Annotated in this window: 16 protein-coding genes; 7 read left to right on the forward strand and 9 right to left on the reverse strand. The window is 41.9% G+C overall.

What is annotated here, in order from left to right; genetic code table 11:
* Positions 1 to 20: 20 nt before the first annotated feature.
* Entirely contained in the window at positions 21 to 1,778 is a 1,758-nt protein-coding gene (locus F0361_RS01930) for a hypothetical protein (RefSeq protein WP_154917012.1), read from the reverse strand.
* 105 nt (positions 1,779 to 1,883) lie between these two features.
* On the opposite strand from F0361_RS01930, the gene F0361_RS01935 reads away from it, so the two are divergent.
* The 3 genes from F0361_RS01935 (at position 1,884) to F0361_RS01945 (ending at position 6,200) form a co-directional block, all read left to right on the forward strand.
* Positions 1,884 to 2,396, forward strand: coding sequence for an RNA polymerase sigma factor (locus F0361_RS01935; protein ID WP_154917013.1), 513 nt, complete (start codon positions 1,884 to 1,886; stop codon positions 2,394 to 2,396).
* A 380-nt stretch (positions 2,397 to 2,776) separates the two neighbouring features.
* Complete coding sequence (locus tag F0361_RS01940) at positions 2,777 to 3,691, forward strand: FecR family protein (RefSeq protein WP_154917014.1); 915 nt, start codon at positions 2,777 to 2,779, stop codon at positions 3,689 to 3,691.
* Positions 3,672 to 6,200 carry a TonB-dependent receptor gene (locus F0361_RS01945; protein ID WP_154917015.1) on the forward strand — a complete coding sequence of 843 codons (2,529 nt, stop codon included), beginning with the start codon at positions 3,672 to 3,674 and terminating at the stop codon, positions 6,198 to 6,200. Before F0361_RS01940 ends, F0361_RS01945 begins: the two co-directional genes overlap by 20 nt.
* A 134-nt stretch (positions 6,201 to 6,334) precedes the next feature.
* Here F0361_RS01945 and F0361_RS01950 read toward each other — a convergent pair whose 3' ends face one another.
* Entirely contained in the window at positions 6,335 to 7,204 is an 870-nt protein-coding gene (locus tag F0361_RS01950; protein ID WP_154917016.1) for a Brp/Blh family beta-carotene 15,15'-dioxygenase, read from the reverse strand.
* A 112-nt stretch (positions 7,205 to 7,316) separates the two neighbouring features.
* Here F0361_RS01950 and F0361_RS01955 point away from each other — a divergent pair, with 112 nt between their 5' ends.
* Positions 7,317 to 8,063, forward strand: a complete 747-nt coding sequence (locus tag F0361_RS01955; RefSeq protein ID WP_211361133.1) for a bacteriorhodopsin-like — start codon at positions 7,317 to 7,319, stop codon at positions 8,061 to 8,063.
* A gap of 63 nt (positions 8,064 to 8,126) precedes the next feature.
* Here F0361_RS01955 and argS read toward each other — a convergent pair whose 3' ends face one another.
* Positions 8,127 to 9,908 (reverse strand): arginine--tRNA ligase, encoded by a 1,782-nt coding sequence (gene argS / locus F0361_RS01960; RefSeq protein WP_154917017.1) that lies wholly within the window; start codon positions 9,906 to 9,908, stop codon positions 8,127 to 8,129.
* A 122-nt stretch (positions 9,909 to 10,030) separates the two neighbouring features.
* Between argS and F0361_RS01965 the strand changes: the two genes are divergently transcribed.
* The 3 genes from F0361_RS01965 to F0361_RS01975 are packed head-to-tail and all read left to right on the forward strand — an operon-like array spanning position 10,031 to position 13,303.
* Positions 10,031 to 10,456, forward strand: coding sequence for a hypothetical protein (locus F0361_RS01965; RefSeq protein WP_138259137.1), 426 nt, complete (start codon positions 10,031 to 10,033; stop codon positions 10,454 to 10,456).
* A gap of 42 nt (positions 10,457 to 10,498) precedes the next feature.
* Positions 10,499 to 11,926, forward strand: a complete 1,428-nt coding sequence (locus F0361_RS01970; RefSeq protein ID WP_154917018.1) for an SDR family oxidoreductase — start codon at positions 10,499 to 10,501, stop codon at positions 11,924 to 11,926.
* A 3-nt stretch (positions 11,927 to 11,929) separates the two neighbouring features.
* On the forward strand, positions 11,930 to 13,303 hold the full coding sequence (locus F0361_RS01975) for an aldehyde dehydrogenase (RefSeq protein WP_154917019.1): 1,374 nt from the start codon (positions 11,930 to 11,932) through the stop codon (positions 13,301 to 13,303).
* A gap of 119 nt (positions 13,304 to 13,422) precedes the next feature.
* On the opposite strand, the gene ctlX is transcribed toward F0361_RS01975, so the two are convergent.
* The 6 genes from ctlX to carA all read right to left on the reverse strand — a co-directional run bounded on the left by ctlX (position 13,423) and on the right by carA (position 20,930).
* Entirely contained in the window at positions 13,423 to 14,355 is a 933-nt protein-coding gene (ctlX, locus tag F0361_RS01980; protein WP_170257970.1) for a citrulline utilization hydrolase CtlX, read from the reverse strand.
* Between the two features lie 3 nt (positions 14,356 to 14,358).
* Positions 14,359 to 15,270, reverse strand: coding sequence for a dimethylarginine dimethylaminohydrolase family protein (locus F0361_RS01985; protein WP_138259134.1), 912 nt, complete (start codon positions 15,268 to 15,270; stop codon positions 14,359 to 14,361).
* Between the two features lie 88 nt (positions 15,271 to 15,358).
* Positions 15,359 to 16,645, reverse strand: coding sequence for a citrate synthase (locus tag F0361_RS01990; RefSeq protein WP_138259133.1), 1,287 nt, complete (start codon positions 16,643 to 16,645; stop codon positions 15,359 to 15,361).
* A 116-nt stretch (positions 16,646 to 16,761) separates the two neighbouring features.
* On the reverse strand, positions 16,762 to 18,297 hold the full coding sequence (locus tag F0361_RS01995; RefSeq protein WP_138259132.1) for a glycogen synthase: 1,536 nt from the start codon (positions 18,295 to 18,297) through the stop codon (positions 16,762 to 16,764).
* Positions 18,298 to 18,402: 105 nt separating this feature from the next.
* Positions 18,403 to 19,695, reverse strand: coding sequence for a phosphopyruvate hydratase (eno, locus tag F0361_RS02000; protein WP_154917020.1), 1,293 nt, complete (start codon positions 19,693 to 19,695; stop codon positions 18,403 to 18,405).
* A 107-nt stretch (positions 19,696 to 19,802) separates the two neighbouring features.
* Complete coding sequence (gene carA / locus F0361_RS02005) at positions 19,803 to 20,930, reverse strand: glutamine-hydrolyzing carbamoyl-phosphate synthase small subunit (protein ID WP_138259130.1); 1,128 nt, start codon at positions 20,928 to 20,930, stop codon at positions 19,803 to 19,805.
* Position 20,931: the final 1 nt, after the last annotated feature.

The raw sequence follows: 20,931 nt of genomic DNA on the forward strand, positions 1-20,931 counted from the left end.
GCTCCGTAGACCCTACTTATTTATTTTTCCAAAACAAGTGTGGTAATGGTACCATCATCATTAATATCCTTCAACTCCAATCTACCTTGGGCAACGGAAACAAAGTCCCAGTCATCCGTTAATTCGTTCATAGGCATATTGTCTCCATAATTTAGGTAGACCTTAAGTTTACCATCCCTGTTTCTCAAAACTCTCCAAAGTCCTGTGGCATATACCTCCCCTCCTTCTTTCAGTTCCATTTGTAGATTTGGCATAAAGGCTGTACTATACCCTCCAAAATCAATGGTCTCATCAATTTCACCATCTATATAGGAAGCCACTATCCAGTCGCCACCCATCATGAAGTTTCTAATTTCCAAGACATCGGCATCATCGGAATTATCATTACAAACTCTTTGGAGTATCAATTCGTAGTCAATTTCCTCCACTTCAAACTTCAACCTACTTTGGGTCAATTCACGCACGGGCCATTCAAAACTTACACCGGGCTCATCCCCCATTGTAATGGCAATGATCAATTTTTGTTGTAGGTTGAATCCGATCTCCCAAGTACCTTCTGAGGTATTTACCCCGTTGCTCAAGGTGACAACGCCTTCAGCCATAAACTTGAACTCGTACCCTAATAGACGGTCGATCTCCTCACCCTGATTCTCCACTTTTTTTATGACCCACTCGCATTCCCTTAGTATGTTCCTTAAATTCTCTGGATCAAATCCAATGCCGTCTCCTTCACAATCCCTACGCATCCAGATTCGGTTTCTTTCCCCATTATAGAACTTAATGACACCTTCCTCAGTTTTATAGATGGTCCACTCCATATTGAAGCCCGATAAGGTTTCTATATTCAAGGTCACTTTGGGACCATTATCTCCCATGATGGAAGACCAAGTACCGTTGGCTTCAAAACCTAATCTGTTACTAACGTTTACGGTTCCATCTGCCTTGAAATCGAAATAGTAATTTACATATTGTGCGATCTCACTAACGTCGTCCCTTATCACTTCAAGTACGTACCAAGGACAGGATACCAAAAACTCCTCCAAATCTTCGCCATCAAAATCATCGTCGTTGTAGTCATTATCATCGTCCTCGTCACATGCATCCTTGGCGTTTCTAATCTGCATGACCAATTCCTCATTGCTGTTCACCTCGATCTTTGAACTATCGTACAACTCCAAAGTAATGGGGAAATCGAAACTTACGAGCTCGTTATCCTCCAGCCCCTTGAAGAAAAGTCTCAATTGCCTGTCACTCTCCACGATCACCTCCCCTGTTTGTTCCAGGTCGATATCAAAAGTGTACAGGGTCATGGGATATACAAAATCTATACATTCGATATCGTCATCTTCACCGCCCTCCTTACACTGCTGGGCCAACTCCCGTAAATCCTCAAAACCATTTATGATTATTTCGGTAAAATCACCCGAAGTAATGGTGATGGGGAAAAGAATCTCCAAAAAGTCCTCATCGTCATCCACTTCATCAAAAATCTCCTCAATCAACTTTAGATCTTCCCTAGAATTGATGGTCAATTCCAGGCCATTTACCTCAACCGTATAGGGAAACTTTACATCGTAACAGCTAGTACCGTCAACAATGTTATCAAAAGAACCGTCCCTTGCGGTTGTATTCTGTATCAATATACCTGCGGCAGAACTTGCCGTAATGGCTGCCGGTTCCTCGCCCGTATTGATTTCTTCAAACTCATCCTGGCATGAGGTAAAACTCAGCGCCACCATTAAAATGCTTAGGTAAGCAAAACTTAAAAACTTTTTCATAACGATTTGGTATTATTTATTATTTACCACTGAAACAACGCATTGAAAAAAAACCCTACCCGCTTTTTTAATTTTTTTTAAAATATCTTTGAAAAAAACAGGACATTGAAAGCGGAAGACCCTCAAAATGTGTGTAATGAAAGTACGTACAGTGCTTTGTTCAATGCTAATTCCAAAACGATATTCAACTATATATATTATAAGTTTGGCAATGAGGAGAAGGCACACGATGCCGTACAGGAGGCTTTTGTAAAATTATGGGAGCACTGTGCCAAGGTCGCTCCAGAGAAAGCAAAGTCCTTTTTATATACGGTAGCCAACAATCTGTACTTAAACGTTATCAAGGCCGAAAAGGTGCGTCTTAAATATGCCGATAAATCCCTAAAGACCACCCATGAGTCCCCAGAGTTTCTCATGGAGGAGAATGAATTCAAGGCGAAATTGGACCGTGCCTTGGACGACCTTCCCGATAATCAGCGTTCCACTTTCCTGTTAAATCGCATTGATGGAAAAAAATATGCGGAAATCGCGGAAATGGAGGGCGTAAGCGTCAAGGCTATTGAAAAAAGAATGCACTTGGCCCTGAAAACGCTTCGGGAAAAGATTGAGGGGATTTAGAATTTGGGGCTACGAGTTAGTGTGATAGTGTGATAGTGTGATAGTGTGATAGTATGATAGTGTGATAGTGTGATAGTGTGATAGTGTGATAGTGTGATAGTGTGATAGTGTGATAGTGTGATAGTGTGATAGTGGGATAGTGTGATAGTGTGATAGTGTGATAGTGTGATAGTGTGATAGTGTGATAGTGTGATAGTGTGATAGTGTGATAGTGTGATAGTGTGATAGTGTGATAGTGAAGTTAAAAATTTCATTTTTGAACTTGACTCCTGTTTTTGAACTTGATTCTTGTATTTGAATTTGATATTTGTGTTTGAACTTGAAATTTGTAGTAGGGTTTTTGATTGGATAGTTGTTAAAGAGGTATAAAGCTAAAAGATATGCAAGAAAATTACTTGGCAAAATGGCTTACTAATGAGCTTACGGAGGCGGAACTTGAAGCGTTCAAGAAGTCCGAAGAGTATGCTACCTATCAAAGAATAGCGGAGACTTCCAAAGAATTACGGGCTCCTGAATTTGATCGTGAAAAGGCATGGGAGCGGCTTCAGGCTTCCAAAGAAAGCCAGGAATCAGCAAAGGTCATTACCTTATCCCCTTTTAAAGCCTTCCTACGAGTGGCAGCGGTCATCGCCGTGTTGCTTACAGGGGCTTATTTCTATTTTAACACGCTTGATGAAACAATTACTACCAAGCTGGCCCAAAACAGGGTAATTACCCTGCCGGATAATTCTGAAATACTCCTAAATGCGGAATCCACTCTTTCTTACAACGAAAAAAATTGGGATTCCAAAAGAGCCATCAAATTAGACGGTGAGGCGTATTTTAAAGTGGCCAAAGGAAAAAAGTTTACGGTTTCCACCTCACAGGGAACTGTCACCGTTTTGGGTACCCAGTTCAATGTGGAGGACAGGGACAGTTATTTTGAGGTTACCTGCTATGAAGGTTTGGTACGTGTAACTTTTAACGGCGAGGAGTTTCAACTGCCGGCGGGAAATTCCGCTCTTGCCATTGAGGGTACAATGAAAAAATCAAAGGTGGATGTAAACGGAAAACCCTCTTGGGTAAACAACGAGAGTACCTTTAAAAGCATACCGCTTAAATATGTTCTTGCAGAATTGCAACGCCAACATAATTTGAAAATTACTCTTGAAAACATTGATGAAAATCAACTTTTTACAGGCACGTTTAGCAATTCCAATTTGGATTTGGCATTAAAAAGTATAAGCACACCTCTTAAAATTAGTTTTAAATTAGAGGGCAACAAAGTGCTGTTCTATGAGGAAAGCGCCCCTTAAAACGCTTAGTGTCCATCTTTTCATAGTGCTTCTGTTGTTCCTTGTGAACGGCGGACGGGCACAGCAAACATCCAAACCAAAAATTTCCGTCATTGGTTTGCTTCTGGAATTGGAAACCGAATTCAATGTAAAATTTTCCTTTGCCGATGCGGATTTGGAGGGTATTCAACTCCATCGGCCGGAGACGGAGAACCTTGAATCCGCCATTGTCCAAATAATTTCCCAAACGCCCTTAGAAATTGAAAGACTTAGTGACCGATATTATTCCGTCATTCTTACGGATACACTTTCCATTTGCGGCACGGTACTGGACAATTATGAGAACAATACGATACCGGGCGCCACGGTACGGGTATTGGATACTGATATCGCCATGGTCACCAATATGGACGGGACCTTCGCTTTTGAGGAGGTGCCCCGTACAGCGATCATCCAAATCAGTCATTTGGGGTTCAAACCCTATTTTATTTCGGTGAAAAAACTGAGCAACAAGGCTCCTTGTACGTCCATAGCCTTGGCACTTAGCTATCAGGAACTGGAAGAGGTCGTCGTCTATAAATTTCTTACTGATGGCCTTGCCAAGTTTTCCGATGGTAGCATTCAAATGAATACCGCGGAATTCGGGATCCTACCGGGTTTGATCGAGCCGGACATCCTACAATCGGCCCAAGCATTTCCGGGAATCAAAAGTGTGGACGAGACCGTATCGGACATAAACATCCGTGGTGGCACCAATGACCAAAACCTGATTTTATGGGATGGCATAAAGATGTACCAGTCCGGCCATTTTTTTGGGCTAATATCGGCTTTTAACCCATATCTAACCGATAAAATCACAGTGATAAAAAATGGAACGAGTTCCATATACGGGGATGGTGTAAGTGGGGTCATGGACCTTCGCACCAAAAATGACATCCAAAATTCCGTATATGGTGGCGCTGGGTTCAACCTAATCAATGGAGATGTTTACGGACAGATACCCCTTGCCGAAAACATGGCCATTCAGTTCTCCGGTAGAAGGTCCGTAACCGATTTTCTTGAGACACCCACCTACACTACATTTTCGGAAAAGGCATTTCAGGATAGTGAGGTACGAACGGACAATGACTTTTATTTTTACGATTTTACGGGCAAGTTGTTATACGATATAGACCGATATCACAAAATAAGGCTGAGCCTCATTCATATCAATAATGATCTTGACAATTTTACCCTAAGGCCCGATGGTACCGATGCTACCGAAAGTTCCTTGGACCAAATCAACATATCCTTTGGCGGAAGCCTTGAAAGCGAATGGACGGATAACTTTTACACTCAGGCAAACGTCTATTACACCCAATACAGGCTCACGGCCTTCAGTATTACGGAAAGTGCGTCACGGCAATTGTACCAAAACAACCTGGTTAAGGAATCCGGCACAAAACTCAATACTGTTTACAAACTAACGCCCACCTTGCAATGGACGAACGGATACCAATTCACGGAAACGGGCATTGAAAATATTACACGAATCAACCTCCCCTTTTTTGAAAGTAGTGTAAAGGGCGTAATCAGGTCGCATAGCGTTTATTCAGAATTCTGCTTTGAAACGGAGGACAGAAAACTCTTCGCCCAAGTTGGAGGAAGGTTAAATTACATTAGCAACATCAATACCTTTGAGAAAGTCCTTATAGAACCTAGGCTAAGTATCTCCTATGAGTTCGCACGTAATTTTAAGGTGGAGGCCTTGGGCGAATTCAAGAGCCAATACACCAACCAGATCATTGACCTGGAACAAAATTTTCTTGGTCTGGAAAAAAGAAGATGGACCTTGGCAGACGAAAATGAGTTGCCAATAGTGCAAAGCAAACAGGGGTCGCTGGGCTTCAACTACGACGAAAACAGGTTGTACGTTGGTGTTGAGGCCTTCTATAAAAATGTTACGGGCATCAATGTGAGGACCCAAGGTTTCCAGAATGAAGATCAGTTTGACGGTGAGATTGGCGAGTATCTAGTAAAGGGTCTGGAGTTCTTGATCAACAAAAAAACGAACGACTATAGCGTTTGGTTCAGTTATGCCTATAATGACAATAACTATACGTTTAACACCGTTGACCCGCCCATTTTTCCGAACAACCTGGAATTGGAACATTCCTTTACCCTGGCCGGAAATTATAATTACAATGATTTTAAAATTGGTGTCGGTTTTAACTATAGGTCCGGAAAACCGTATACCAGGCCAGACGTTACCAATCCTCTGGACTCCTCTATATTTCCAAATGAGATAAACTATGAGGACCCAAACAGCAGTAGCTTACCTGAATATTTTAGGGCCGATGCATCCGCAACCTATGATTTCAACCTCAGCAAGACCATAAGGGCATCCGTAGGCGCATCGGTATTAAACTTTACGAACAGAAAAAACATCTTGAATACCTACTACAGGCTGAACAATACCAACGAAATTGAAACGGTGCAACGGGCATCCATAGGTGTGACTCCCAATGCAAGTTTTAGGATTCGATTTTAACTAGTTTTGAGTTGAGCTCTGATTACCTTTAAACTTCTTTAATTGAAGATAGTTTTTGGCGACAAAGGAATAATTTGGAAAACAAACAATATTCTAAATTATTTGACAACAGTATGATTTAATTTACCCAACTGTCAAATTCCCTTATTTTTTTCCAGTTTTGACATCACAATGACGTGTGGGAAAGTTATGGCCGCAAGCAAATAAAGGACTACGGAAATGAAATAGTCTATATGCTTTTGTAGTAGAAGGTATAAAATAAAAAGACCTAGTATAGAAACAACCCAATAAATCCAAGAGGACTTTACGTAGTCCATAAGGTAACTAGGCTTTGAACTACCATATAAAACTTCCATTTGGTCTTTCAAGGAAGGAATGCTATGCCATAGGATAAAATATATTGAAAATGCCCAAAGTAAAGAGGCGACATTAAATACAATATAGAAGACAAAGAACATAAATAATTCTTTGACCAAATTTATCCGCAATACTTTTTTAAATTTTAAAAAGGCCACTGAAATGGACAACCCGATCAGGTTTATGTATAGCCCAATTTTAATATAACCACTAAGAAATAAATACCCAGTTACATCATAAATTATTTGCTGAACCTCTACGATATTGGCATAAAAAATCATAAATAATATGGTCAAACCATAGAAAGTGAAAAAGAATCTATGAAACCAATGTGAATTAGTCAATCTTTCCCTAAGATGTTGTTCTCCAAAATGATATCCGCTGATAACTATAAATACCGCTAACACCAAGGCTCTGGAATACAAAAACAATAAGGTAACCAAGGATATTACCAATATATAAGGAATGATTGCCCCAGTTGTATTCAAATTTTGATATTGCTTTCTAATTAGGACAATGTCATTTGCACCGTGCAAAACACCAAAAGTAAGAATAAAGGAATAGGCTAGATAGTCTTGGAGACCAGAGGAGAGTTGTGTGGAAAGCCATAATCCGAAAAATGTTGTAAACAGTAGCCAGTTTTTCATTATCCAAAATAATTTTGAATTTGTTTAAAGTTATGACAAAAAATTTAAACAATTTTTATCATTTTATTGTTTAACTTTTATTACATTTATTTAAACAAAAAAATGCTATGTTATGAAAACATTATTACAAATTTTTCCAATGTTTGCCGACGTAACTAAAATCGCAAATAACGATTACGTTGGGTTCACCTTTTTTGTAGGTTGCATGGCCATGATGGCAGCTTCAGCCTTTTTCTTTTTGTCAATGAACAACTTTGACAGAAAGTGGAGAACTTCTATCCTCGTTTCAGGATTGATTACATTTATCGCCGCCGTTCACTATTGGTACATGCGCGATTATTGGTCTGGTGTAGGGGAATCACCTACTTTTTTCAGATATGTTGACTGGGTATTGACGGTACCTCTTATGTGCGTGGAGTTCTACCTCATCTTAAAAGTAGCCGGAGCGAAAAAATCACTCATGTGGAAGCTTATCGCCGCCTCGGTAATCATGCTTGTAACCGGTTATTTTGGTGAAGCCGTCTACAGGGACAATGCTGCGTTCTGGGGATTGTTATCTGGTCTAGCCTATTTCTACATCGTTTACGAAATATGGCTCGGAAGTGCGAAAAAATTGGCTGTACAAGCTGGGGGAGCAACGTTGGAAGCACATAAGATGCTTTGCTGGTTCGTGCTTGTTGGATGGGCAATTTATCCATTAGGGTACATGGCAGGAACGCCAGGATGGTATGATGGTTTAGCAGGTTTGGGGCTAAACATGGATGTAATCTATAATATAGGTGACGCCGTGAATAAAATTGGATTTGGTCTGGTAGTCTATGGTGCCGCAGTGGCAGCACAATCCGCTGAAAACAAATAATTTGTTTTTACTAACTCAAATTGTTCTGAAAGACCTTTGCTTAAAATCAAAGGTCTTTCTCATTTACATCCTCTCCGGAACTTCTATTCCCAGCAAACTGAAAGCCGTTTTAATAGTATCGCCCACTTTTTTGGACAATTGCACCCTAAAAACCTTCTTTTGTTCATCAGATTCCCCCAATATGGAAACCTGCTGATAGAAGGAATTGAATTCCTTGACCAAATCGTACGTGTAATTTGCAATCAACGCCGGACTATAATTTTCGGCCGCCAATTGAATAGTTTCGGGAAACAACTTCACTTGTTTCAACAACTCTTTTTCCTTGGGATGGAGTCCGGAAATTTGGGCAGGTAGGTTGCTCTCTACCTTGGTCTCCTGGGCCTTTCTTAAAATGGACTGGATACGCGCGTAGGTATATTGAATAAAAGGGCCGGTGTTTCCTTGAAAATCGACCGACTCCTCCGGATCGAACAAAATCCGCTTTTTGGGGTCTACCTTGAGAATATAATACTTAAGGGCCCCCAGGCCGATCATTTTGTAAAGGGCAGCGCGCTCAGGCTCCGAATATCCCTCCAACTTGCCCAACTCCTTGGAAATTGCTTCCGCGGTTTGGGTCATATTTTCCATAAGGTCATCGGCATCTACGACCGTACCTTCCCTACTCTTCATTTTTCCACTGGGCAGGTCCACCATCCCGTAACTTAGATGATAGAGTTTTTCGGCCCATGAAAACCCGAGTTTTTTCAGGATCAAAAACAGTACCTTGAAATGATAGTCCTGCTCGTTGCCTACGGTATAGACCATACCGTTGACATCTGGGTAATCCTTTACCCTTTGTATGGCCGTCCCTATATCCTGGGTCATATATACCGCGGTACCATCGGAACGCAGTACAATTTTTTCGTCAAGGCCTTCGTCGGTCAAATCTATCCAAACACTTCCATCTTCCTTTCCATAAAAAACACCTTTTTCCAGACCTTCCGCAACTACGTCCTTTCCCAACAGATAGGTGTCGCTCTCGTAATAGTAGGTGTCAAAGTCCACGCCCAAATTTTTATAGGTGATCTCAAAACCATCGTACACCCAACCGTTCATTTGTTTCCAAAGCGAAACAACTTCCTCGTCGCCGGCCTCCCATTTTTGGAGCATTTTCTGGGCTTCCAACAAGATAGGCGCTTCCTTTTCGGCCACTTTTTTATCCACTCCCTTTTCAACGAGTTGCCCAATCTCCGCCTTGTAAGCCTTATCAAAAGCAACATAATAATTGCCCACCAATTTATCGCCCTTTAACCCCGAACTTACGGGAGTTTCGCCGTTTCCAAAGCGTTGCCATGCCAGCATGCTCTTACAAATGTGGATGCCACGATCATTGATAATCTGAGTCTTATAGACCTTCTTACCTGATGCTTTCAGGATTTCGGCGACGGAATATCCCAAGAGATTGTTTCGAATATGGCCCAAATGCAGGGGCTTGTTGGTATTTGGGGAAGAATATTCGACTATAACGGCTTCATTGGAGGTAGGTACCAGACCGAAATCGGTCTTATCCTTCACCGCATTGAAAAAGTCCAGGTAATACCTATCCGAAATAACGATGTTCAAAAAACCCTTGACCACATTATATCCAGCCACGGCAGCCACTTCTTTTACAAGATAGGCACCAATTTGCTCACCAATTTGTACGGGGTTGCCCTTTACCTGCCGGAGCATGGGAAAGACCACTACGGTAACGTCCCCTTCAAAATCCTTTCTTGTAGGCTGAAATTCCACAGATATGAGTTCAACACCGTAGGTAGCCTGTACGGCTTCCTTCACTTTTGCTTCAAGAATTATTTCAATGGTCATCTGCAAGGATTTAAGGCTGCAAAACTAAGCATTTTTTGCCCTTTTAAAGCGAAACTATGGTCTTTGACCCTTCTTTTCTGTAACTTTAAAAACGCTTGTGTAAAGTCAAAAAAAAGAATTGCATGCTATTGAACGTATCTTATTCAAACCCCTCCATTACGCAGAAAATCGACACCGAAGTGGGGAAACCCTTTACCCTCAAGGAACGTTGGACCCTAGGCGGTATTGGCTCCCCAAGACTCATCATTACGGATGCCAGTATTGAAATAAGGAATTTGCTCATTTTGGACAATAATAGGGACACCTGTAATATTGAGCTTAGGCCCAAAGGTATCATTGTGAGGTTCCGATCGCTTTTGGAGACCTTTGCGCTTATTGTTCCCTATTACAAACTGACATTGTACAAGGGGGAGTCCTCCGTATATTCCCTGTATCGAGACCACTACTTTATCAAAGTGGCATCCGATACCAAGGCGGTACAAAAATTCTTTAAAAAAATATTGGAATTCAAGGCCGATAGTTCGCCCACCTCTTTGGAGGATCTATAAGTCCTGAAATCCAAATATTCCATCTTAATTCAATTTTAAAACATGAAAATCCTTCTTACCGGTGCGAATGGTTACATAGGAATGCGGTTATTACCGCAATTGATTGCCGATGGACATAAAGTGGTATGTGCCGTAAGGGACACTGAACGGTTTTCCATTGATGAGGAAACAAGGGCGCAAGTTGAAATTATAGAAATCGACTTTTTGGAAGCGGTACGGCCGAATCTTCTGCCCATGGATTTGGACGCAGCCTATTTCTTGATACATTCCATGAGTTCTTCCACCACCAATTTTGACGAAAAGGAAGCCACAACGGCCAAAAATTTCATTACCTACGTGGAGTCCACCAACATTCGTCAGGTCATTTACCTAAGCGGTATCGTGAACGATGAAAAACTATCCAAGCATCTAAGTTCCCGTAAAAATGTGGAAGATATCCTCTCAAAAGGTCCCTTTTCGCTCACAGTGCTTCGGGCAGGGATTATCGTGGGCTCCGGAAGTTCCTCTTTTGAGATTATTAGAGATCTCTGCGAAAAATTACCTATCATGATTACCCCAAAATGGGTCTTGACCAAAACGCACCCCATCGCCATACGGGACGTTATTTCCTTCTTGATAGGTGTACTGGGCAACGAAAAAACCTTCGACGATTCCTTCGATATAGCGGGCCCCAATGTACTTACCTATAAAGAAATGCTACATCAATATGCACAGGTAAGAGGCTTTAAAAACTGGATTTTTACGGTGCCCGTCATGACGCCAAAACTGTCTTCCTATTGGCTGTATTTTGTAACCTCCACTTCCTATAAATTGGCATTGAACCTTGTGGACAGTATGAAAATTGAGGTGGTGGCAAAGGATCAGAGACTGGCGGAACTACTTAGTATCCAAACCCATAGCTATAAAGAAGCCATTGAAATGGCCTTTAAGAAAATAGAGCAAAACTTGGTCATTAGTAGCTGGAAGGACAGTATGGTTAGCGGCCGTTTCAACAAGAGTCTGGAAAAATACATTCAGGTGCCAAAATTTGGAGTGCTCAAGGACGAACAGACCCTCCAAATTTCGGATTCCAAAAAAGTACTTGAAAATATCTGGAAGATCGGTGGGGAACAGGGTTGGTATTACGGCAATAGCCTATGGAGATTACGTGGATTTTTGGACAAACTGATAGGGGGTGTGGGATTGAGAAGGGGACGGACCCATCCTGATAAAATTTATCCGGGGGACTCCCTGGATTTTTGGCGGGTACTCTTGGCGGATAAAAAGAAAAAAAGACTGTTGCTCTTTGCCGAAATGCGATTGCCTGGTGAGGCATGGCTGGAATTTAAAATCGACAGGGACAATGTATTGCATCAGACCGCCACTTTTCGCCCACGTGGCCTAAAGGGGCGCTTGTATTGGTACAGTCTCGTTCCCTTTCATTATTTTATTTTTGGTGGTATGATTCGAAACATTGCAAAAACAAAATGACCTATGATTGCATCCTTTGTGAAAAAACAACGGGAATTTTTTGGTTCTGGGGCTACAAAGGACCTGAAGTTTAGAAAATCCTACCTTAAAAAGCTACGAGCGGCCGTAATTACTTATGAAGACCGAATTTGTGATGCCCTGTATTCCGATTTTAAAAAGCCGAAGTTCGAATCCCTTGCCACGGAAACCCAGTTCGTACTCTATGAATTGGACGAGACCCTGAAAAATATAAACTATTGGAGCAAACCAAAACGGGTGAATTCCACGTGGGTCAATTTTCCCTCTTCGGATTGGCTCTACCCGCAACCCTATGGTAACACACTCATCATTGCACCTTGGAACTATCCCTTCCTACTGACCATATCACCCCTTATAGGAGCCTTGGCCGCTGGCAATACGGCCGTATTAAAACCCTCTGAATTTACGTCCAGCACGTCCAAAATCATCAGTGAAATTATTACGGAAGTATTTCCCGAGGACTATGTAGCCGTCGCGGAGGGCGGTATCGAAACTTCCCAAGAATTATTATCCCTGAAATGGGACTATATTTTCTTTACGGGAAGCACGAAAGTGGGCAAAATAATCTATCAAAAGGCCGCGGAACACCTAACGCCCGTCACCTTGGAACTTGGAGGCAAAAACCCCTGCATAGTGGACGAATCGGCCTCCATTGCCGTTAGTGCCAAACGCATCGTATGGGGTAAATTCCTAAACTGCGGTCAGACCTGTATTGCACCCGATTATATTCTGGTGCACAAAAAGGTAAAGAAAGATTTGGTGACGGAACTTGGCAAGAGCATTTCAGAGTTATACGGCCCTTCCGTAGAAGACTCTCCCGATTTGGCCCGAATCGCCCATACATCGCATTACAAGGATTTAAAGAAAATGTTGACCGGACAACGCATATTGCTGGGCGGGGATTTTAATGACCAGACCCAATATATGGCCCCAACGTTGGTGGACGAACCCAAACTGGATAGTAAAATAATGCAAGATGAAATATTTGGCCCCTTGCTTCCCATAATTTCCTATGAAACGGAAGAGGACATACATAGTTATATTTCAAACTATGAAAAGCCTCTTGCCCTATATGTTTTTAGTAAAAGGAAAAAATTTAGGGAGAAAATAATCAATGCCTACAGTTTTGGCGGAGGGGTCATGAACGATACCTTGCTCCATATTACAAATAGCACACTACCGTTTGGAGGCGTAGGTGCTTCCGGTATTGGCCGCTATCATGGAAAATATTCCTTCGATACCTTTTCACACCAAAAGGCCATCATAAAAAAAAGTTTTTGGCCGGAAATTCCACTTCGATATCCACCATATAAATTACCGGAAAAACTGGCGAAGAAACTCAAGTTCCTTTTTAAATGACCTGTTACTAAGTAAACTACCTAGGGGGCAAGCTCACGAGGCATTCTTTGAAAGCAAACTTTTAATTTCCAAGCAAGCCTTGGAGTATTAACCCCCCTTGGCGGTGCCAATAAATTCTATTACTTTTTAGGTAAAAATACTTCGGCCATCATACAGCGGGCGCTTCCACCCCCACAGGCTTCAATCGTATCCAGGGGACTGTGGATTATTTTGCATCGTTTTTCTATTGCCTCGATTTGGGATTCGTCCAAACTAGCAAACGCAGCGGAACTCATGACCAAAAATCGCTGGCCGTCCTTTCCAAGAACTTCCAACATGTTCCCGGCAAAATGATGCATCTGCCGTTCGCTTATGGCGATGATTTCCTTGCCATCGTTTCTTAGGTGGTCCATCACATTTTTGCGTTCCTTTTTATCGTCGATACTGTCCAAACAAATAATGGCAAAGTCCTCGCCAAGGGCCATCATGACATTCGTATGGTAAATTGGCAATCGTTTTCCATCTACGGATTGATTGGCCGTAAAAATGACGGGCATACAATCGAAATCCTCGCAAAATTCGATGAACAAATCTTCATCTGCCCTTTCCGATAGGGCACAATAGGCCTTTTGGTTTACACGGTCCAAAATAATGCTCCCGGTACCTTCCAAAAACACCCCTTCCGCTTCTGCGGCGGTATAATCCATGACGTTATCGATAAGAAAACCGTGTTGCTCCATAATTTCCAGAATATCCTCGCGCCGTTCGTTTCTTCTGTTTTCGGCGAACATGGGGTATACCCCAACCGTACCATTTTCATGAAAAGAAATCCAGTTGTTGGGAAAAATACTATCGGGCGTATCTGGATCAATAGTATCATCTACTACAATGACATTCACACCGGCAGACCTCAAAGTACTCACAAAGGCATCAAATTCATCCTGTGCCTTTTGGTTGATCTGGTTGTTCTTCTCATCCAAATCTTCCATAAAATAATTGTTCACGGCCGTTTGTTCGTTCATACGAAAGTTCACTGGCCGAATCATCAAAATGGTATTGGTAATCTGCATCATAAATTATTCCCGTATTAATGGTAACGTACTACATCTTAAAAGTCCTTCTTGTTTGGAAATCTCCGCGTATGGAATCTCCTCAACGGTAAAACCCTGTACCCTAAGCCAACTGTTTAATCGGGTAAAGCTCTTTTCCGATACCACCACCTCTGGGGTTATCGAGAATACATTACTGAACATATGGTACATTTCGTCTGCCGTTATTTCAAAAACGTTTTCCTTGCCAAAGAAATCGACCAACCATTGGTACTCCTTCTCCACCAAAAATCCATTCTTATGAATGATGGCCTTCCCTTTTCCCAAAGGCTGAAAACAGCAGTCCAAATGTAGGGCGTTTTCCTTGGCATTTTTGGATTTTCTCAACTCAAAGGACAGAACCTTTTTCTTGGGAAATTGCTCGCGCAAATATTCGACCGCATGCACATTGGTCCTGGCGGTAATGTGGTCTGCATAATCGGCACCCGTATAGGTTCCCACAAAAATATAATCGTTCCAAGGCATAACGTCACCTCCCTCCACATGCACTTTTTCCGGTGGATGTAAAATATGGTCTTCCTCAATTTTATCGAGTACATGAAGTATGGCATCCACTTCTTTTTCCCTATCGGGCAAAATATTTGAAATGATAAGCTTGTCCTCGATTACGAACGCGATATCCCTTGAAAATATCTGGTTACAATCCTCCAAGACCTCAGGTCTAAAGACGGCCACATCGTATTTCTTTAATACCTTGGAAAAAGCCTCCATCTCCCTAATCATATCCTCTTCCTTTGGGTAGGTACCCGCCAGGATATGTTCCAAGGATTTTGGGTCATAGGCCTCTTCCGGTTTGGGAATTGGTCCGGGACTTTTTGCCGTACCCAAAACCACGGCCCTTAACCTTGATATTTCATCATTTACACTTAGCCTAAGCATACTATCAATTTTGAGCGCTAAGGTACTATTAAAAACGCCCTCTTAAAACTTTAAAAGGGCGTTCTAAATTTTAAAATCGATTATTTGATCAACGAGATTTTAAATCTACAAATGGTCGTAGATTTTCACCGATATACACCTGACGTGGCCTTCCTATGGGCTCTCCCCGTAATCTCATTTCCCTCCATTGGGCAATCCATCCGGGAAGCCTTCCCAAAGCGAACATTACGGTAAACATCTCAGTAGGTATACCCAAAGCGCGGTAAATAATACCCGAATAGAAATCCACGTTGGGATACAGTTTTCTATCTACAAAGTAGGAATCTTCCAAGGCTTCTTTTTCCAATCCTTTGGCGATATCCAAAATGGGATCTTGAATTCCCAAATCTCCCAGTACTTCGTCCGCAGCCTTTTTGATAATCTTGGCGCGAGGATCAAAGTTTTTATAAACCCTGTGACCGAAGCCCATCAGCCTAAAAGGATCATCCTTATCCTTGGCTTTCGCCATATATTTTTTTGTGTCACCGCCATCAGCCTCAATAGCCTCCAACATCTCCAGTACTGCCTGATTGGCTCCGCCATGCAAGGGCCCCCAAAGTGCGGAAATTCCGGCCGACAATGACGCGAACAATCCGGCATGGGATGAACCTACAATACGTACGGTTGAAGTAGAACAGTTTTGTTCGTGGTCTGCATGGAGAATCAATAATTTATCCAAGGCATCGATAACGACCTTGTTCTTTTTGTATTCCTGATTTGGTCTTTTGAACATCATTTTATGAATGTTCTCCACATAACCCAAGGTATCGTCACCATAATCCAAGGGCAAGCCCTTTTTCTTACGTAACGTCCATGCGACCAAAACAGGGAACTTGGCCAAAATTCTAACAATAGAGCGATACATATCCTTTTCCGAACTTACATCTACGGTAGACGGATTAAAAGCGATAAGGGCACTTGTTAGAGAAGAAAGTACGCCCATAGGATGGGCCGACTTTGGAAAACCGTCCAAAATTTTCTTCATCTCTTCGTCAACATGGGATTCATCGGTGATATCCTTATGGAACTTGGCCAATTCATCCTCATTTGGCAATTCACCAAATATTAGTAAGTACGCCACTTCCAAAAAATCGGCTTTCTCGGCTAGCTCCTCTATAGAATATCCCCGATATCTTAAAATACCCTTTTCACCATCCAAAAAAGTAATGGCACTTTCACATGAACCCGTGTTCTTATATCCTGGATCTATTGTAATTATACCTCCTGTTGAGGACCTTAAAGATTTTATATCAATGGCAAGTTCATTTTCCGTTCCTTTAACTACCGGAAATTCATATTTTTTACCATTATATTCTAAAGTAGCTTTATCTGACATCTCTGAATTTTACGTGTTAATCGATTAGCTGTAAATTTAATAAAACAGGGGTATTTTAACAATTCCGCCCACTTCTTTGGGCTAAAATTAACAATAAGTTAGTCGTACGGAAAAACCTATAACAAATAGAGGTCTTTGTAATAAGCATCCACGGAATCTTCCCAGGTGAATCGCATTTTTTTTGCGTTCGCTTTAATTCTTTTCCAAGTGGGTTTATCGTTTTCCCAAACGTTCAGGGCCTCGTCAAAAACCTTCACCATGTTCCTTATCTGCTGGTCATAGGTCTTTCCTTCAAAGGCAAACCCCGTTTTCATGTGGGTTACAGTATCCTTAAGACCCCCTGTATGGTGTACCAGGCAAGGGTTCCCGTTTCTCATGGCCAACATCTGACTTATACCGCATGGCTCGAACAAACTAGGCATAAAATAAAGATCTGTTTCCAAATACATGGAATCTATAAGGTCTTCAGATTGGCCATTGGTGAAAATAAAATTTTTATGCTTGTAGCTCATCTTCCTGAACAGATCTTCATAATCCGGATTTCCGGTTCCCAAAAGCATGAAAATACCCTCTGCTTTGTCCAATCTTTTTAAAATTTCCTCAAAAGCTTCGGGCGAACGTTTTAGGAAATAAAATTTCTGTTCCGTCAGCCGGGCAACACTTGATACAATGAACTTGGGCCGGTTCCCAACATATTGCATAATCTTTTCCCCTGTATGGGCGAGAAAATCGGCCTTGTACTTTTTGGATTCGTCCTGCAACCATCTAAACAGTGCCTTAACGGTATTCCGATACAGATTGCCTTTTTCGGCCGTTCTAATGTTATTATAATTGGAAGCATTTAATATCCCAAAGAGCCTTCCTTCATTATTCGCTTTTTGAAGATCCTTTTCCAGGCCCTCACCCCCAATAAATTCGGGCGGCCTGCTCGGCAACATGACGTCTTCCTTGTAGGATGGGGAAACCGTGTGTACGGCATCCGCCAATCGAATTCCCACGGCCATAAGATTGATACAATCCTGGTATCTAGGATCCATTAAACCCTTATGGTCCAATTGAACCTCGGGAAACCAATTATTTACAGAGGCATAGTTGTTGTAAAAGGGTCGGATGCCCTGTATTGCCAAATTATGGATACTATAGACATATCGCATTTTTTTTAAATCGCGATAAGCGGGATGATAGGTCTTCAAAAAAAGAACCGCGCTGGAATGCCAGTCGTGCATATGGACTACGTCCAATTTTCCAAAGGCACCCACCTTAATAGCTTCTGCCACAGCGGTGCAGAATATCATGAACTTGACGAAATCGTTAAAAAATGGTTCCGTTGGATCATCATGGTAAATGTGGGCAATACCACCCTCTTTGATTTCAGGGTGATGAATGGCATAATGTGTAATATTCTTTATGATTTTTTTGGGAACAACTTCGTACAACTCCGCCTTATAGACCGTTCCCCTTAAATTGAACTCCAAATCCGTCTTGAAAATCCCGTTTTGATGCAACCTCCCGTAAGATGGCACTACTACATGTGCAAAATCCCCACGATTGGCGATTTCCCTGGGAACGTCCCTCACCACATCGCCCATTCCTCCGGCCTTGCAATTTGGAATCGCATCGTTTTCCGCTGAAACAAACAAAAAATTATTCATACACTTTTAAATAGGGGAATTTATAACCTAGAAAAGGTAATTAAAGTTTTAGACTGTTCCAAAAAAAAAGGCTTTCTAAAAGAAAGCCTTTTTGCAAAACTATTATTATTTGACCTTAAAGGCCTTTTCCTGAGGATAGTAGGCCATACTTCCCAATTCCTCCTCTATTCTCAACAATTGGTTGTATTTGGCCATACGATCAGATCTGGATGCGGAACCTGTTTTGATCTGTCCTGTATTCAACGCTACGGCCAAATCGGCAATCGTATTATCTTCCGTCTCACCGGACCTATGGGACATTACCGAAGTATATCCTGCATTCTTGGCCATGTTCACCGCTGCAATCGTTTCGGTCAAAGTACCAATTTGATTTACCTTGATCAAAATGGAATTGGCAATGCCTTTCTCGATTCCTGTTGACAATCGTTCTACATTGGTAACGAACAAATCATCACCTACCAATTGAACCTTATCACCAATTTTATCGGTAAGGGCCTTCCAACCATCCCAATCGTTCTCGTCCATTCCGTCCTCAATGGAAATAATTGGATATTTGGCAGTCAAGTCCGCCAAATACTGGGCCTGTTCCTCAGAAGTCCTCACCACTCCCTTATCTCCTTCAAATTTGGTATAATCATATTTACCATCCACATAAAATTCTGCGGATGCACAATCCAAAGCGATCATTACATCGTCCCCCAATTTATAGCCTGCCTTATCAACAGCTTTTGCAATGGTATCCAAAGCGTCCTCAGTTCCACCGGCAAGATTTGGAGCAAATCCACCTTCATCACCTACGGCTGTACTCAAACCCCTATCATGCAATACTTTTTTTAGGTTATGAAAGATCTCAGTACCCATTTGCATGGCATGCGAAAAACTCTTCGCCTTTACGGGCATGATCATAAACTCTTGAAAAGCGATGGGGGCATCTGAATGCGACCCCCCATTAATAATGTTCATCATGGGAACAGGTAGGGTATTGGCACTAACCCCTCCTACATATCTGTATAAGGAAATGCCCAACTCATTGGCAGCGGCCTTAGCTGCAGCCAAGGAAACGCCCAAAATAGCGTTTGCACCTAATTTGGATTTGTTAGGAGTACCGTCCAAATCGATCATTGTCTGGTCCAAAAGGTTTTGCTCAAAAACGGACATTCCAAGTATTTCCTCAGCGATGACAGTATTTACGTTTTCAACTGCCTTCATGACCCCTTTGCCCATAAAAGTTTTTCCTCCGTCCCTGAGTTCAACTGCCTCGTGTTCTCCCGTAGAAGCCCCAGATGGTACAGCAGCCCTTCCCATGACACCGTTTTCAGTGATAACATCTACTTCAACAGTGGGATTTCCTCTTGAATCTAAAATTTGTCTTGCGTGAACGCTTAATATGATACTCATTTGTTATTTTCTTTAGTAACTGAATTAAAATGTGATTTGTAAAGATACGAACGTTAAACCCACGTTGTTAAAACGATTGTTCCATTTCAAAGGAATATAACGATTTTTTAAACTTCTGTGGATTGCATTGACGTTTTCTCGATCAACTTGAAAAAATCATCAAAAAGATAGTCCGCATCATGGGGTCCAGGACTTGCTTCCGGGTGGTATTGCACCGAAAAGACGTCCTTGTTTTTCATTCGGATTCCCGCCACGGTTTGGTCATTTAAATGCACATGGGTAATTTCCAAATCCTGATTGGCCTCCGTTTCTTCTCGATTGATTGCAAATCCATGGTTTTGCGAGGTAATTTCCCCCTTCCCGGTAAGTAAATTCAAGATGGGATGGTTGATACCCCTATGACCATTATGCATCTTATAAGTAGAAACGCCATTGGCCAATGCGATGACCTGGTGGCCCAAACAGATTCCAAACAGAGGTTTGTCGGTTTTTATAATCTCCTTGGCAACTTGAATCGCTTCACTTAAAGGTTCCGGATCACCAGGACCGTTTGAAATGAAATAGGCATCCGGATTCCAGTCAGACATTTCTGCGAAGGTTGCGTTGTAAGGGAATACTTTAATATACGCACCACGCTTTTCCAGGTTACGAAGTATATTTTTCTTTATTCCGATATCCAGGGCCGCTATTTTTACGGGCGCTGATGCATCCCCATAAAAATAGGGTTCTTTGGTAGATACCTTTGAGGCGAGTTCCAATCCTTCCATACTGGGAACTTTCTCAAGTTGTTTTTTCAACTCTGGAATATTGTCAACCTCCGTGGAAATGACCGCATTCATAGCCCCATTGTCCCTAATGTAACTGACCAAAGCCCTTGTATCCACATCTGAAATGGCAAAAAGATCGTTCTTGTCCAAAAATTCCTTTAAGCTGGCATCCGCCAAGGGACGGGAATATTCGTAACTAAAATTTCGGCATATGAGCCCGGCTATCTTAATGGTCTCGGATTCCACTTCGTCAACGTTCGTACCGTAATTCCCTATGTGGGCATTGGTAGTTACCATCAATTGACCAAAATAGGAAGGGTCCGTAAATATTTCCTGATAGCCCGTCATACCGGTATTAAAACAGACCTCCCCGAAGGCGGTCCCATCTTTGTCCCCTACCGACTTACCATAAAAAATGGTTCCATCGGCCAATAATATTAAAGCTTTCTTTTTGGCTTGATACTTCATG

The sequence above is a fragment of the Maribacter flavus genome, assembly GCF_008386635.1.
In the GTDB taxonomy this organism is placed as follows: domain Bacteria; phylum Bacteroidota; class Bacteroidia; order Flavobacteriales; family Flavobacteriaceae; genus Maribacter; species Maribacter flavus.

Bases quoted from the DNA above. Each gene is read 5' to 3' on its own strand.
- ctlX (WP_170257970.1), bottom strand. From the start codon at position 14,355: ATGATGCAGATTACCAATACCATTTTGATGATTCGGCCAGTGAACTTT.
- F0361_RS01930 (WP_154917012.1), bottom strand. From the start codon at position 1,778: ATGAAAAAGTTTTTAAGTTTTGCTTACCTAAGCATTTTAATGGTGGCG.
- F0361_RS01945 (WP_154917015.1), top strand. From the start codon at position 3,672: ATGAGGAAAGCGCCCCTTAAAACGCTTAGTGTCCATCTTTTCATAGTG.
- F0361_RS01955 (WP_211361133.1), top strand. From the start codon at position 7,317: ATGAAAACATTATTACAAATTTTTCCAATGTTTGCCGACGTAACTAAA.
- F0361_RS01985 (WP_138259134.1), bottom strand. From the start codon at position 15,270: ATGCTTAGGCTAAGTGTAAATGATGAAATATCAAGGTTAAGGGCCGTG.
- F0361_RS01950 (WP_154917016.1), bottom strand. From the start codon at position 7,204: ATGAAAAACTGGCTACTGTTTACAACATTTTTCGGATTATGGCTTTCC.
- F0361_RS01940 (WP_154917014.1), top strand. From the start codon at position 2,777: ATGCAAGAAAATTACTTGGCAAAATGGCTTACTAATGAGCTTACGGAG.
- eno (WP_154917020.1), bottom strand. From the start codon at position 19,695: ATGAGTATCATATTAAGCGTTCACGCAAGACAAATTTTAGATTCAAGA.
- argS (WP_154917017.1), bottom strand. From the start codon at position 9,908: ATGACCATTGAAATAATTCTTGAAGCAAAAGTGAAGGAAGCCGTACAG.
- F0361_RS01995 (WP_138259132.1), bottom strand. From the start codon at position 18,297: ATGAATAATTTTTTGTTTGTTTCAGCGGAAAACGATGCGATTCCAAAT.
- carA (WP_138259130.1), bottom strand. From the start codon at position 20,930: ATGAAGTATCAAGCCAAAAAGAAAGCTTTAATATTATTGGCCGATGGA.
- F0361_RS01990 (WP_138259133.1), bottom strand. From the start codon at position 16,645: ATGTCAGATAAAGCTACTTTAGAATATAATGGTAAAAAATATGAATTT.
- F0361_RS01970 (WP_154917018.1), top strand. From the start codon at position 10,499: ATGAAAATCCTTCTTACCGGTGCGAATGGTTACATAGGAATGCGGTTA.
- F0361_RS01965 (WP_138259137.1), top strand. From the start codon at position 10,031: ATGCTATTGAACGTATCTTATTCAAACCCCTCCATTACGCAGAAAATC.
- F0361_RS01975 (WP_154917019.1), top strand. From the start codon at position 11,930: ATGATTGCATCCTTTGTGAAAAAACAACGGGAATTTTTTGGTTCTGGG.